A 12,989-nucleotide genomic window follows, 5' to 3' on the forward strand; every position below is an offset into this window, starting at 1 on the left:
GTTTCCTAGTTTGCTCTTTGATTTTCATTGAGTATAAATCCTAATTTTTTCTCACTGTTTTAATCCCTCTATTTATGGTAAAATAAGACTATTAAGTTTAAAGAGGATTCCCTATGAAATTACAAAAACCAAAAGGAACGCAGGATATTTTACCTGCTGAATCTGCCAAGTGGCAGTACGTTGAGGGCTTTGCCCGTGAGATTTTCAAGCGCTACAACTACGCAGAAGTGCGCACGCCCATTTTTGAGCATTACGAGGTTATCAGTCGCTCTGTCGGAGATACAACGGATATCGTAACCAAGGAAATGTACGATTTCTATGACAAGGGTGACCGTCATATTACCCTCCGTCCAGAAGGAACTGCGCCCGTTGTCCGTTCCTATGTGGAAAATAAACTCTTCGCGCCAGAAGTGCAAAAGCCAAGTAAGTTCTACTACATGGGACCTATGTTCCGTTATGAGCGTCCACAGGCAGGGCGTTTGCGCCAGTTTCACCAGATTGGTGTTGAGTGCTTTGGCTCTAGCAATCCAGCTACTGATGTGGAAACTATTGCGATGGCAGCTCATTTATTGAAAGAAATCGGCATCCAAGGTGTCAAACTACACCTCAACACTCTTGGAAATCTTGAGAGCCGTGCAGCCTACCGTCAAGCCTTAATTGACTATTTGACACCGCTCAAGGAGACCTTGTCTAAGGATAGCCAGCGTCGCTTGGAGGAAAATCCTCTTCGTGTCTTGGACTCTAAGGAAGAAGAAGACAAGGTAGCAGTAGAGAATGCGCCTTCTATCTTGGACTTCCTTGATGAAGAAAGTCAAGCTCATTTTGATGCTGTACGTCAGATGTTGGAAAATCTTGGAGTAGACTACATCATCGATACCAATATGGTGCGTGGTCTGGACTACTATAACCACACCATTTTCGAGTTCATCACTGAGATTGAGGGCAATGACCTGACAGTCTGTGCGGGTGGTCGCTACGATGGTTTGGTTGCTTACTTTGGAGGCCCTGAAACTGCTGGATTTGGTTTTGGACTTGGTGTAGAGCGCCTGCTTCTCATTCTTGAAAAGCAAGGTGTGGCCCTCCCTATCGAAAACGCCCTAGATGTCTATATCGCAGTTTTGGGCGAAGGAGCAAATGTCAAGGCTTTGGAATTGGTACAGGCTCTTCGCCAACAAGGTTTCAAAGCAGAGCGTGATTACCTCAACCGTAAACTCAAAGCTCAGTTCAAGTCAGCCGATGTCTTTGCGGCTAAGACTCTCATCACTCTAGGAGATAGTGAAGTCGAAAGCGGACAAGTGACAGTCAAGAATAATCAAACCCGAGAAGAAGTTCAAGTGTCACTTGATGCTATCAATCAAAATTTCTCAGAAATCTTTGAAAAATTAGGCTTTTAATAGTAGAAAAACTGGTCAGGATCTTATTCCTGACCTTTTTCTTTTACAAAATGACAAAAATAATAAACTTTTTGACAAATATGCTTGTCAAAAAGAAAAAGATGTGTTACAATGTAAGCAAGTTAAGAAATAGAAAGCAGAAAGGAGCTATGATGTGGGTAGTATTTATACTATTTATGATTTTCTTTTATTCTAATAATTCTAAAAAAATCAAGAAACTAGAGAATAAAATCAAAAAGCTTGAGCGAAAAGAGAAAGGAAATATAGAAATGTCAAGATTATTGCAAGAATTAATTGGGAAAAATCCAACAATCGTTGGACAAGTGTTTGGAACATCTTTATGGGAAGTTGTGGATGTTGACGAGGAATGGGTCAAACTACGTAGTGTTGATAAAGAGGGAAAAGAAAAATTCAAGTTGCAACGTATTGAGGATATCCAAGCCGTTGAATTTGACGGAGAGTAGGTGTGTAACATGCAACTAAAAAACCGTCTAAAAGAGCTTCGGGCTCGCGATGGTCTCAATCAAACCGACCTGGCCAAGCTGGCAGGGGTTTCCAGACAGACCGTTAGCCTACTAGAACGGGATGAGTACACCCCATCCATTATCATTGCCCTGAAAATATCTCAAATTTTCAACGAAACAGTCGAATCGGTATTTCGTTTGGAGGAGGACGAGTGATGAATAAGTTTAAAGTGATTTATTACATGAGTGTTCTTGCCCTCATTGTGAATGCTTTTGCTATGATTGGAACATTACTAGGTTGGTTCTATTTTGTTGAAAGTAAGTATTTGTTTTGGCTTAATTTATCCCTCGTGTCCATTTTCAATCGGTTGAAGAAAAAGGAGAAAAATGATGAACAAGTATAAAGTGATCTATTATGTAGTTGCCATAGCTCTATTAGTCAGCCTGTGTCTACTAATTGGAGCAAATCTAGGATGGTTTGATCTCTATTACAGTGACCAATTTATTTGGGCCTACTTTGCCCTCATCCCAGTCGTTGACTGGATTGAAAAGAAATCCAAAAATCTAGCAAGTGAAAAAGGAGAATGAATATGAAAAAGAAACATGGCTTGTTATTTTTAATTCCTTTTGTCTTGGGAGTTTTCTTGTACATGTTTGTAGATATGTTTAAGGCTGGTGCCGAATTTCACGGAATTGTTTTAGATGTAAAAATCTTGATACCATGGATATCAGCTATTTGTTTACTGTTAGGTTTCATTAGCATTCTTTTGACTTTCAATTTCTTAAAGAAAAGCAGAAAATTTCACTCCTTGTATCAAGAGGAAATGGATGATGATTTGAATGAAACCTATTATGTGCAAATGTATCGGAATCTTGAGTTTGGAAGCATTGTTTTTAATATTGCAAGTGTAGCGATTTTATTGGCTCTCTTCATTTCAGCAAGTGAATTAATTGTACTCGATGTAACTCATATAACATTATCCCTTTCCTTTTTGGAATTAGTGCTGTTCTTGCAGAGTCAAAAGTATCTTTCTAAAACAATTGCGATTGTTCGTCAGTTTGATTTGGCTCTTTTCTCTACACCAAAGGATGTCTTGAACTATATTAATTCTTATGATGAAGGGGAGCGTCAGGCTAATTTGGAACAGAGTTTTCGAATTTTATTCCAATTAAATCAATATGTCTTACCAGTCTTATATATTTTTCTTTTTATCGTTTCTTTATTGATAGGAGAGATTCAGTTACTAGCTTTCTTTCTTGTAGGAGCTATCCATATTTATATCAATGTGATGCAGTTACCTATGGTAAAACGCTATTTTAAATAGGAGAACTTTATGAAACTACTTAAAAATCTTGGCTGGTATCTTCTAGTCCTTCTATCCTTTTTCTTTATCTATAGCTTCATTCAGGGGTTGGCGACTGCTTCTCTTGCCTTAGGCGCTTCACCCTATGCTGTTACCTTACTCTATGTGGCCTTGGCTGGAGTTTATGTGTATGGCATTTACAAATGGTACCAGAAAGGTCCTGTCCATACTGAGAAGAGTATCTTCAACCGATTTATTTGGCTTCCTGCCTTGGTTTGGTTCTTATCTCTTGTCGTTCAATTTTTCTTGCCAGATGATCCTTCAGTAAATCAACAAATAGCGACAGACTTGACCTTGTCTCAACCACTCTTCTCCTTCTTTGCGGTCGTTATTTTTGCTCCTTTGATAGAAGAGCTTATCTTTAGAGGAATGTTGGCGCGCTATCTCTTTCCTAAGCAGGACAATAGTAAACAAACTCTGATTTTTCTTCTGGTATCCAGTGTTCTGTTTGCCTTGATTCATTTCCCAGGTGATGTGCAACAATTTTTTGTCTATTTTAGCCTTGGTTTTAGTTTGGGCTTGGCTTATATTAGCAGAAAAGGTCTGGTCTACAGTATTTCTCTCCACGCTTTGAATAATTTAGTCGGCTTTTTGATGATACTCATGCTATAATAGAGTCAGGAGGTCACATGAAACGAGTAATTTTATTAGCAGTGATTCAAGCAGTTGTTCTATTTTTCATCATTGGGGCGCTAGCTTATGCCTTTAAGGGCGATTTCTTCTACAACTATCTAGCAGTTGTCTTTGCCCCTATTGCAGGTGTCTTGCGCTTTGGGACAGCTTATACAACAGAAATTGTCTTGCCTCGAAAGGCAGCTGAAATTGCTGAAAAGCGTAAAGCAGGCAAAAATTCAAAATAAAAGAGTCCGGTGAAGTTCATCGGATTTTTGTTTTGGCGTTAATTTTTAGGTCCTTCACTTGATTTTTAAAGACTGACAAACTTTTCTGATGATTTTCATGAAGAGCCTGCGCTTTTATGGTAAAATAGTAACAGAATAAAAGAGGAGAGAAACAATGAAACGTAGTATGTATGCTGGTCGTGTTCGTGAGGAACACATCGGACAAGAAATGACCTTGAAAGGATGGGTTGGCCGTCGTCGTGACCTTGGTGGTTTGATCTTTATCGACCTTCGTGACCGTGAAGGAATCATGCAGTTGGTTATCAACCCTGAAAAAGTATCTGCAGAGGTTATGGCAACAGCTGAAAGCCTTCGTAGCGAATTTGTTATCGAGGTGACTGGACAGGTCGCTGCGCGTGAGCAAGCTAATGATAAGTTGCCAACTGGTGCAGTTGAGTTAAACGTGACAGCTTTGACAGTTCTTAATACAGCTAAGACAACCCCATTTGAGATTAAGGATGGGATTGAGGCCAACGACGATACGCGTTTGCGTTACCGTTACCTTGACCTTCGTCGTCCAGAAATGTTGGAAAACCTCAAGCTTCGTGCCAAGGTGACTCACTCTATCCGCAACTACTTGGATGAGTTGGAGTTTATCGACGTGGAGACACCATTCCTTTCTAAGTCAACGCCTGAAGGGGCGCGTGATTATTTGGTGCCGTCTCGTGTCAATAAAGGGCATTTCTATGCTCTTCCTCAAAGTCCACAAATCACTAAGCAGCTCTTGATGAATGCTGGTTTTGACCGTTATTACCAAATCGTTAAATGTTTCCGTGATGAGGACTTGCGTGGAGACCGCCAGCCTGAGTTTACCCAGGTTGACTTGGAAACGTCCTTCCTTACTGAGCAAGAAATCCAAGATATCACAGAAGGCTTGATTGCGCGCGTGATGAAAGAAACCAAAGGTATCGAAGTAACGTTGCCATTCCCTCGTATGAAATACGATGATGCCATGGCTCTTTACGGTTCTGACAAGCCAGATACCCGTTTTGACATGTTGCTTCAGGACTTGACAGAAGTGGTCAAAGGTGTTGACTTCAAAGTCTTTTCAGAAGCACCTGCTGTAAAAGCAATTGTAGTCAAAGGCGCAGCGGACAACTACTCACGTAAAGACATCGACAAGATGACAGAAGTAGCCAAACAGTATGGTGCCAAAGGTCTTGCTTGGGTCAAGGTGGTTGATGGAGAATTAAACGGACCAGTTGCTAAGTTTTTGACTGGCATCCAAGCAGAATTGACAAGTGCGCTTGCTCTTGAAAATAAGGACTTGGTTCTCTTTGTGGCGGATACGCTTGAGGTGGCCAATGCAACGCTCGGTGCCCTTCGTGGACGTATTGCCAAAGAGCTTGGCTTGATTGATAACGATAAATTCAACTTCCTTTGGGTGGTTGACTGGCCAATGTTTGAATGGTCTGAAGAAGAAGGCCGTTACATGAGCGCCCACCATCCATTTACCCTTCCACAGGAAGAAACAGCTCACGAATTAGAAGGTGATTTGGCTAAGGTTCGTGCCATTGCTTACGATATCGTCTTGAACGGTTATGAGCTTGGTGGTGGTAGCCTTCGTATCAACCAAAAAGACCTTCAAGAACGCATGTTCAAGGCTCTTGGTTTCTCAGCCGAAGAAGCAAATGACCAGTTTGGCTTCCTTCTTGAAGCCATGGACTATGGTTTCCCACCACACGGTGGCTTGGCTATCGGGCTTGACCGATTTGTCATGCTCTTAGCAGGAGAAGAAAATATCCGTGAAGTCATCGCCTTTCCTAAGAATAACAAGGCAACTGACCCAATGACACAAGCTCCTTCAACAGTAGCTCTCAAACAACTAGAGGAACTCAGCTTACAAGTAGAAGAAGATGAAACAAGCAAAACGAATTAAGCGGTGGCGCTATTATCTGCGCCGCTTTGCTCATCAGATAAAAATTTTACGTGTCTTACAAAGCATCTCTCGCGAAAAATATGATGAGAAGATTTCGGCCTCTCTGGTCTATGGATTTTTATCAGCAGTAGCGGTCAATTTCTTTTTCCAACCAGGGCATGTGTATTCGAGTGGTGCGACAGGTCTGGCACAGATTATCTCTGCCTTGAGTAATCACTGGTTTGGTTTTCATATTCCGATTTCGCTAACCTTCTACGCCATTAATTTTCCTTTGATGGTCTTGGCTTGGTATCAGATTGGGCATAAGTTCACCGTCTTTACTTTTATCACGGTATCCATGAGTTCCTTCTTTATCCAGTTTGTCCCTGTGGCGACCTTGACGGAGGATCCCATTATCAATGCCCTTTTTGGGGGTGTTGTCATGGGCTTGGGGATTGGTTTTGCTCTTCGCAACAATATCTCCAGTGGTGGGACGGATATCGTCAGCCTGACCATTCGCAAGAAAACGGGTAAGAATGTTGGTAGTATTTCTTTCTTGGTAAATGGGACCATCATGCTGATAGCTGGTTTGACCTTTGGTTGGAAATACGCTCTCTACTCTATGATTACCATCTTTGTCTCTAGCCGTGTGACAGATGCGGTCTTTACCAAGCAAAAACGGATGCAGGCCATGATTGTAACCAATCATCCAGAGAAGGTAATTGAAAAAATCCATAAAAAATTGCACCGCGGAGCAACCATGATCCACGATGCAGAAGGAACCTATAATCACGAGAGAAAGGCAGTTTTAATTACTGTCATTACACGTGCAGAGTTTAATGAATTTAAACAGATTATGAAACAGGTGGATCCAAGTGCCTTTGTCTCTGTATCGGAGAATGTCCATATTTTGGGACGGTTCGTTGAAACAGATAATTAATACTCTTCGAAAATCTCTTCAAACCACGTCAGCTTTATCTGCAACCTTAAAGCTGTGCTTTGAGCAAGCTGCGGCTAGCTTCCTAGTTTGCTCTTCGATTTTCATTGAGTATAGTGACAAAAAAAACCAGCGCGAGCTGGTTTTTATTTTTCGATAATTTTGTGGGCGATTAACTGACGGTAACAAATTTGTTTATTGCTTTTAGCATCGCTGATAATCTGGAGGATAGTTTCAAAGGAAACACGACCAAGCTCCAAACTATTGATATCGACATAGGCTGCCAAGTTGAGCTTGGGATTGACTGAGTCGAAGCTGAGGACAGGGACATCCAGTTGGTGTTTCGCGATGTAATCACAGACTCCTGCAGCAAGGAGACTATCAATGGTAATAATAGCGTCAATATTTGGATCGTGTTTGAAGAGAAGTCTACTAAAGCGATAACCATTATCTTCAAGAAATTCAGTAGCAAAGTAAGTCAGATTAGTATCGAGAGGAAGTTGGTGTTGTTTTAGAGCTAGCTCGTAACCTGTCAGACGGTCTTGTGTTACGAAGAGTCGCTTAGTCCCTCCGATAAAGGCAATTCGCTTGCATCCTTTTTTGATGAAATACTCTGTCGCATCAAAACCAGCTTGGACATTGTCATTATCGACTAGAGGGATAAAGGGTGAAATAGATTTCCCTAGGATGAGGAAGGGAAACTGCTCATCAGCGACCAGTTTGACCAAGGGGTCATTCTCTTCGGCATAAAGGAAAATGAGACCATCGACACGTTTACCGTAAACCATTTGAGAAATAGCTTTAAGGCGCTCTTTTTCATCTTTACCTGTTGCAATCTGAATAGCGTAGTGGTTTTCAGAAGCAACTTGGGCGATACCACGGAGGACAGATGGGAAGAAAGGATTTTGATAGAAGGCGTCTGAGTCGTCAGGAAGGACCAAGCCGATAACTTGGGTATAACTGCTTACCAAACTACGAGCGTTGAGGTTGGGGTGGTAATTGAGCTCCTTCATAGCCTTGCGAACGCGTTTTTTTGTTTCGTCGCTAATGGTTGATTTATTTTGAATAACACGGGTTACGGTTGAAGGCGAAACACCAGCAGCCTTGGCCACGTCTTTAATCGTAACGGGCATAAAAATCTCCTATTTATGGTAATCTGGATCACGGAAATGCGTTTTATAAAAGATAGTGACCAGATACAGAACAAAAAGAATGTTTTGTACAGTAATGAGAGTTGTCATATTTTGGCCAAATAGTCCCAAAATAAGCGTAATCAGAGTTGGTAATCCTAAACAATTCAAGATAAAATGGTAGCACTCTTTAAAGGTCCTAAATGAAAAGAGGCGTGATTTCTTAGTGATATAAAGGAGAAGACTAGCCCCTAGAGAGACGATAAAGAAATTCAAACCAAAGAGGAAGCTTGCACCGAGAACTAGGAAGAGACTGATATAGACACGATTCTGCTGGTACCAGTCTTTAGAAATTGCTTGGGTCAAGCTATCTTTACTTTTGAAACTCTCAGTCTCAATCGCCCGGTAAGAGATACGGGTCAATTCCTTGCTTTCCTTGCTGATGACGAGCTCATTCGTATCGAAATGCAGTTGCAAGTCCTTAGGTAATTCCTTGCTTTGACTTGGACCGATCACAATAGAAGGCTCTTGACTAGCTGTTCCAGTATAAGTTAATTTGCCATCAACAATTGTAGCGTGTTCAGAGAGATCCTGTACAACCTTATCTGTCAATGGTTCATAGACATTATCGATAAAGGTTTCTAGCGGATAAGTCTCCTGCGAGCTGTTTTGGATGGCAATAGGTACCATAGATAAGCTGATAAGGAAGATACTGGTAAAGAGAAGCTGAAACCAGTTGAGCCCGAAACGTTTGGACAGGGGCTTACGAAATCCCCAAATACTTGAAAAATAGGAAAATGGATATGGAAGCATAGGTATCTTTCTAAAAGGTGTTTTCTATATGAGTATTATTATATAGAGAAATGTGCTTTATTTCAAGTCTAGGAGAAAAATTGCTTGTTACAAGGATGTTATTTACAGTAACAATCGCTAATACTCAATGAAAATCAAAGAGCAAACTAGGAAGCTAGCCGCAGGTTGCTCAAAACACTGTTTTGAGGTTGTGGATAGAACTGACGAAGTTAGTAACCGTACTACGGCAAGATAAAGCTGACGTGGTTTGAAGAGATTTCCGAAGAGTATAAAATGAAAAAGGGTGGCGGGGATATATTATCCCTTGTCGCCACCACTTGTAAGTCCTGAAACAAAGTTCTTTTGTAGGAAGAAGAAGAGAATACAGATTGGAAGGGCAATGAGGATAGCACCTGCTGAGAAGTAGGCAATCTTCAAGTTTTTCACATTGCTAACGAAGGTTTGGAGACCTACGGCAACAGTAAAGTATTCTTTCTCACGAAGCAAGAAACTAGAAAGGATGTAGTCCCCGAAAGGTCCCATGAAGGCCCAGAGAGCTTGTACGGCAACCATTGGGCGAACAAGTGGAAGAACAATTTGCCAGAAGCGGCGGAAGTGTCCTGCACCGTCTAGTTTTGCAGATTCGTCTAGAGACATTGGCACTGTATCGAAGTAGCCTTTCATGAGCCAAGCATTCATTGGGATACCACCACCAACGTAGAGGAAGATGAGGAACCAGCTGTGGTTAAGGGCGTTCAACATAAGTGCCATAACGAAGAAGGCTGTCAAAGCGGCCATGGTTGGCACCATTTGGATAATCAAGAAGAAGACCAAACTTTGTTTACGAGCCAAGAAGTTGTAACGGCTGTAAGCATAACCAGCAAGTACGATGATACTTGTTTGAACAACCATAGTAATTAAGGCGATAATCAAAGTGTTGAGGTACCAAGTACCGTACAAGGTTTCAGTGAAGAGGCCTTTAAAGTTATCAAAATTGAGGTCGATATTAGTATCTAGTTTAAAGGCTGAGACGTTACCTGCTTTAAAGGCTGACATGATGGTAATCAAAAGTGGATAGATAATTACGATTGATAGGCCAATTAAGTAGAGGTAAGTAAGGGTTTGAGTCAGTCTACGTTTGAGTTTAATTGAGTTATTCATCTTAGACATCCTCCATATCAAATGCGTGTAGTTTCTTGAATGCGATCATAGAGATTGAGATGACAATGATAGAGATAATCAAGGTAACAGCTGCCGCCATTGAGTATTGAGGAGATGTACCTGTTGTCAAACGGTAGATCCATGAGATCAAGATATCGGTTGAACCAGCTCCACCTCCGACACTACCAGGTCCTCCACCATTGAAGAGGTACATGATAGAGAAGTTATTAAAGTTGAAGGTGTATTGGCTAATCAAAGTAGGTGCTGCAACAGCCAAGATCATTGGGAAAGTGATGTTGCGGAATTTTTGCCAAGCATTAGCACCGTCAATATAAGCTGCTTCGTAAAGGTCGTTAGGAATAGATTGTAAGATACCTAAAGTCAAAACGTAGATGTATGGGAATCCAAGCCAACCTTGCATCATAATCAAAGCAACCTTAGTCCAAGTAGGGTCTGTTTTCCAAGGAATAAGAGCACCATCAAGGAAAGGAAGGAATTTAGCAAAGATCGGCAAGACTTGAGTGTTGATAGCACCGACACTATCATTAAACATGTTTGAGAATGTCAAGATAGTTATGAAGGCTGGGACAGCCCAAGGAAGAAGGAAAATAACACCAAAGATACGTTTTCCTTTGATAAATGGCTGGTTAGCAATGATAGCTGTGAAGATACCAATCACGATCTGTAAAGTTGAGGCAGATAAAGCCCAAATGATAGTCCAAGAAAGAACAGAACCGAAGGCAGAACGGAAGGTACTCAAGCTCCAAATGTTTGTAAAGTTTGTCAAACCAACCCAGTCCAACAATTTGTTTGGTGGCAAGTGTTGGAAGTCGTAGTTGGTAAAGGCGATCATCAAGGTTACGATAACTGGGAAGATAATCGCAAAAGTCATGGCAATGTAAGATGGAATGATCAAGAGGTAAGGGAAACCATTCTCATAGATTCCTTTGACCATTTCTTTAAAGGTAAGTGCTACTGGAATACCATTATTAATGTGTTTGGCAGTTGTATGTGCATCTTTGATATTTGCGAAATAAAAGAGTACATAAACGACTACAAAGATTAAATGGAAGGCACCACGAATCAGCATGAAGAGGGAATTATCACGACCTGGTTTATCACCAAGAGTGATGAGATTACTCAATTCAGGGGCTGCAAGTGCTAGGAAATAGAGGACAAATACAAGGGTTACACCAAGGAAGATAAAACCTTTGGCCTTTTGTTTATTGTAAATCTGTCCTAACCCAGGAATGATAGACAGCAGGGCTGCTTTACTAGGTTGTTGCTTTTCCATAATAACTCCTTTCATAGGATACTGGTTTCTAATTAAAACCTAAACTATATATGTTTTTTATTGATAAATTCAAAGGGGGATTTGAATTCCACCCCCCTTGAACAAATTTTTTATTCACCAAATTTTTGTTTGATTGTTTCTTTGATCAATGTTACAGCATCGTTAGCAGCTGTTTTAGCATCTTTCTTACCACTTACAGCTTCAAACAACATTGTTTTAGCTGGGTCCCAAACAGCTGACATTTGAGAGATGTTTGGCATTGGTTGAGCGTTCTTGAACTGTTTGATAACAGCTGTTGTCAACTCATCGTTTTTACCTTCAGCGTATGAACGAGCTTCAGTGTTAGCTGGGATTTCGTTAGTTGTATCGTAGAAGGCTTTTTGTTCTTCAGTTGAAACAAGGAAGTCTACAAATTTTTGAGCAGCTTCAAGGTTCTTAGTGCTTGATGGGATGATCCAAGCTTTACCACCACCGAATGCTGCGTAGTCTTTTCCGTTTGGAAGAGTTGGGATAGTTGCAACACCGTAGTTTACTTTAGCGTCTTTGAAGGCTTTAGCTTTCCAAGGTCCATCGATGATAGCAGCTGTTTTACCTTCTTGGAATTGAGTTTGGATTAGGTTTCCAGCTCCTTCAGTATCTTGCATACCTTTAGGCCATTTTTCATACCAAGATTTAGCGTACTCAATACCTTTGATAGCGCCGTCGTTGGCAAGACCGATATCTTTAGCGTCTTTACCGTTTTGTCCGAATACGTAACCGCCGTTACCAGCAAGAAGTCCGTATGCAAAGTAGAAGTTTGTCCAGTCAGCTAGGAAAGCAGAAGTTTTTCCATCTTCTCCAGCGAATGCGTATTTGCTATCTTTAGCAAGGTTTTCCAAGTCAGCAAATGTTTTTGGAGCTTCTTTTACCAAGTCTTTGTTGTAGTACATAACAAGTGACTCGATAACGGCAGGAGCACCGTAAACTTTACCGTCAGCAGCTGTTACAAGAGATTTAGTTTTATCATCTGTTTTAGCGCCGTCGCTCAATTTAACTTCTGAAAGTTGTCCGTCAGTACCAAGGCTACCTACACGGTCGTATGGTGCCATCATAACGTCAGCAGCTTTACCAGATTGGTTATCTAGAGAAAGGTTGTCAAGACCACCCATTTGGTCTCCGGTTTTGATAGTCACTTTTACGCCAGCTTCTTTTTCGTAAGCTTTTGCAGCTGATTCAGCAAATGCTTTATATTGATCTTCAACGTAGAAAGTGATTTCTTTCGCTTCAGATGAACCAGAATCAGCAGGCTTATCAGCAGTTTTGCTTCCGCAAGCTACCAAAAGCAAGCTAGCAAGTGTAACAGTTCCAAGCACAGCAGCGCTTTTCATGAATTTAGATGACATAGTGTATTCCTCCTAAAGAATAACAAATTTTATAATGAGGAAACGCAAACGTTTTCCTTTATGGGACTAGTATAGCACAAATAGAAAACGGTTGCAAGTGTTTTTTGTAAAAATTTTAAAAAAATTTCACGGGAATGGTAAGCGTTTTATTTGTCTATAATAGAAGAAAAGTCGGAAAATATATTTTCATGATTTTACTGAAATTATTTAGGGAAACGATTGCCTAGATTTTGAACAAAAAATAAATTGATCTAGACCAAAAGTAGGCTAAGTTGAGCCTTCTATTTGTAGTTGAAGAAGATTTTGTAAATAGA

The 12,989-nt window shown here is 40.8% G+C and carries 15 protein-coding genes; 10 read left to right on the forward strand and 5 right to left on the reverse strand.

Features of this window, described 5'->3' with window-relative positions:
* Positions 1 to 113 precede the first annotated feature (113 nt).
* From hisS to B7699_RS02965, 10 genes are all read left to right on the forward strand, one after another.
* Complete coding sequence (gene hisS / locus B7699_RS02920) at positions 114 to 1,394, forward strand: histidine--tRNA ligase (RefSeq protein WP_084927095.1); 1,281 nt, start codon at positions 114 to 116, stop codon at positions 1,392 to 1,394.
* A complete protein-coding gene (locus B7699_RS02925) occupies positions 1,394 to 1,858 on the forward strand; it encodes a hypothetical protein (protein ID WP_084927096.1) in 465 nt (154 codons plus the stop codon). Before hisS ends, B7699_RS02925 begins: the two co-directional genes overlap by 1 nt.
* A gap of 9 nt (positions 1,859 to 1,867) precedes the next feature.
* Entirely contained in the window at positions 1,868 to 2,074 is a 207-nt protein-coding gene (locus B7699_RS02930) for a helix-turn-helix transcriptional regulator (protein ID WP_001176231.1), read from the forward strand.
* Positions 2,074 to 2,262, forward strand: coding sequence for a hypothetical protein (locus B7699_RS02935; RefSeq protein WP_033687972.1), 189 nt, complete (start codon positions 2,074 to 2,076; stop codon positions 2,260 to 2,262). The genes B7699_RS02930 and B7699_RS02935 overlap by 1 nt, the downstream gene beginning before the upstream one ends.
* Complete coding sequence (locus B7699_RS02940; RefSeq protein ID WP_049521341.1) at positions 2,249 to 2,446, forward strand: hypothetical protein; 198 nt, start codon at positions 2,249 to 2,251, stop codon at positions 2,444 to 2,446. The genes B7699_RS02935 and B7699_RS02940 overlap by 14 nt, the downstream gene beginning before the upstream one ends.
* Positions 2,443 to 3,183, forward strand: coding sequence for a DUF3169 family protein (locus tag B7699_RS02945; RefSeq protein WP_084927097.1), 741 nt, complete (start codon positions 2,443 to 2,445; stop codon positions 3,181 to 3,183). The genes B7699_RS02940 and B7699_RS02945 overlap by 4 nt, the downstream gene beginning before the upstream one ends.
* 9 nt (positions 3,184 to 3,192) lie before the next feature.
* Positions 3,193 to 3,834, forward strand: coding sequence for a CPBP family intramembrane glutamic endopeptidase (locus B7699_RS02950; protein WP_084927098.1), 642 nt, complete (start codon positions 3,193 to 3,195; stop codon positions 3,832 to 3,834).
* Between the two features lie 17 nt (positions 3,835 to 3,851).
* Entirely contained in the window at positions 3,852 to 4,082 is a 231-nt protein-coding gene (locus B7699_RS02955; RefSeq protein WP_000832184.1) for a hypothetical protein, read from the forward strand.
* A 154-nt stretch (positions 4,083 to 4,236) separates the two neighbouring features.
* Entirely contained in the window at positions 4,237 to 6,000 is a 1,764-nt protein-coding gene (gene aspS / locus B7699_RS02960; RefSeq protein WP_084927099.1) for an aspartate--tRNA ligase, read from the forward strand.
* A complete protein-coding gene (locus tag B7699_RS02965) occupies positions 5,978 to 6,919 on the forward strand; it encodes a YitT family protein (RefSeq protein WP_000806280.1) in 942 nt (313 codons plus the stop codon). Before aspS ends, B7699_RS02965 begins: the two co-directional genes overlap by 23 nt.
* Before the next feature lie 143 nt (positions 6,920 to 7,062).
* On the opposite strand, the gene B7699_RS02975 is transcribed toward B7699_RS02965, so the two are convergent.
* The 5 genes from B7699_RS02975 to B7699_RS03000 form a co-directional block, all read right to left on the reverse strand.
* Entirely contained in the window at positions 7,063 to 8,049 is a 987-nt protein-coding gene (locus B7699_RS02975; RefSeq protein ID WP_078238541.1) for a LacI family DNA-binding transcriptional regulator, read from the reverse strand.
* A gap of 9 nt (positions 8,050 to 8,058) precedes the next feature.
* On the reverse strand, positions 8,059 to 8,859 hold the full coding sequence (locus B7699_RS02980) for a DUF1189 domain-containing protein (protein WP_033687469.1): 801 nt from the start codon (positions 8,857 to 8,859) through the stop codon (positions 8,059 to 8,061).
* Positions 8,860 to 9,156: 297 nt separating this feature from the next.
* Positions 9,157 to 9,999: a sugar ABC transporter permease gene (locus tag B7699_RS02990; protein WP_084927101.1), complete on the reverse strand. Its 843-nt coding sequence runs from the start codon at positions 9,997 to 9,999 to the stop codon at positions 9,157 to 9,159.
* A gap of 1 nt (position 10,000) precedes the next feature.
* Positions 10,001 to 11,293 (reverse strand): carbohydrate ABC transporter permease, encoded by a 1,293-nt coding sequence (locus B7699_RS02995; RefSeq protein ID WP_049502290.1) that lies wholly within the window; start codon positions 11,291 to 11,293, stop codon positions 10,001 to 10,003.
* 110 nt (positions 11,294 to 11,403) lie between these two features.
* Complete coding sequence (locus B7699_RS03000) at positions 11,404 to 12,675, reverse strand: extracellular solute-binding protein (RefSeq protein WP_061759675.1); 1,272 nt, start codon at positions 12,673 to 12,675, stop codon at positions 11,404 to 11,406.
* Between the last annotated feature and the right edge of the window lie 314 nt (positions 12,676 to 12,989).

Origin of the sequence: Streptococcus mitis, assembly GCF_002096835.1 — a bacterium.
GTDB lineage: Bacteria > Bacillota > Bacilli > Lactobacillales > Streptococcaceae > Streptococcus > Streptococcus mitis_W.

Coding starts and splice junctions, on each gene's coding strand:
- B7699_RS02935 (WP_033687972.1), top strand. CDS start 2,074: ATGAATAAGTTTAAAGTGATTTATTACATGAGTGTTCTTGCCCTCATT.
- B7699_RS02945 (WP_084927097.1), top strand. CDS start 2,443: ATGAATATGAAAAAGAAACATGGCTTGTTATTTTTAATTCCTTTTGTC.
- aspS (WP_084927099.1), top strand. CDS start 4,237: ATGAAACGTAGTATGTATGCTGGTCGTGTTCGTGAGGAACACATCGGA.
- B7699_RS02980 (WP_033687469.1), bottom strand. CDS start 8,859: ATGCTTCCATATCCATTTTCCTATTTTTCAAGTATTTGGGGATTTCGT.
- B7699_RS02975 (WP_078238541.1), bottom strand. CDS start 8,049: ATGCCCGTTACGATTAAAGACGTGGCCAAGGCTGCTGGTGTTTCGCCT.
- B7699_RS02995 (WP_049502290.1), bottom strand. CDS start 11,293: ATGGAAAAGCAACAACCTAGTAAAGCAGCCCTGCTGTCTATCATTCCT.
- B7699_RS02965 (WP_000806280.1), top strand. CDS start 5,978: ATGAAACAAGCAAAACGAATTAAGCGGTGGCGCTATTATCTGCGCCGC.
- hisS (WP_084927095.1), top strand. CDS start 114: ATGAAATTACAAAAACCAAAAGGAACGCAGGATATTTTACCTGCTGAA.
- B7699_RS02955 (WP_000832184.1), top strand. CDS start 3,852: ATGAAACGAGTAATTTTATTAGCAGTGATTCAAGCAGTTGTTCTATTT.
- B7699_RS02990 (WP_084927101.1), bottom strand. CDS start 9,999: ATGAATAACTCAATTAAACTCAAACGTAGACTGACTCAAACCCTTACT.
- B7699_RS02940 (WP_049521341.1), top strand. CDS start 2,249: ATGAACAAGTATAAAGTGATCTATTATGTAGTTGCCATAGCTCTATTA.
- B7699_RS02950 (WP_084927098.1), top strand. CDS start 3,193: ATGAAACTACTTAAAAATCTTGGCTGGTATCTTCTAGTCCTTCTATCC.
- B7699_RS03000 (WP_061759675.1), bottom strand. CDS start 12,675: ATGTCATCTAAATTCATGAAAAGCGCTGCTGTGCTTGGAACTGTTACA.
- B7699_RS02930 (WP_001176231.1), top strand. CDS start 1,868: ATGCAACTAAAAAACCGTCTAAAAGAGCTTCGGGCTCGCGATGGTCTC.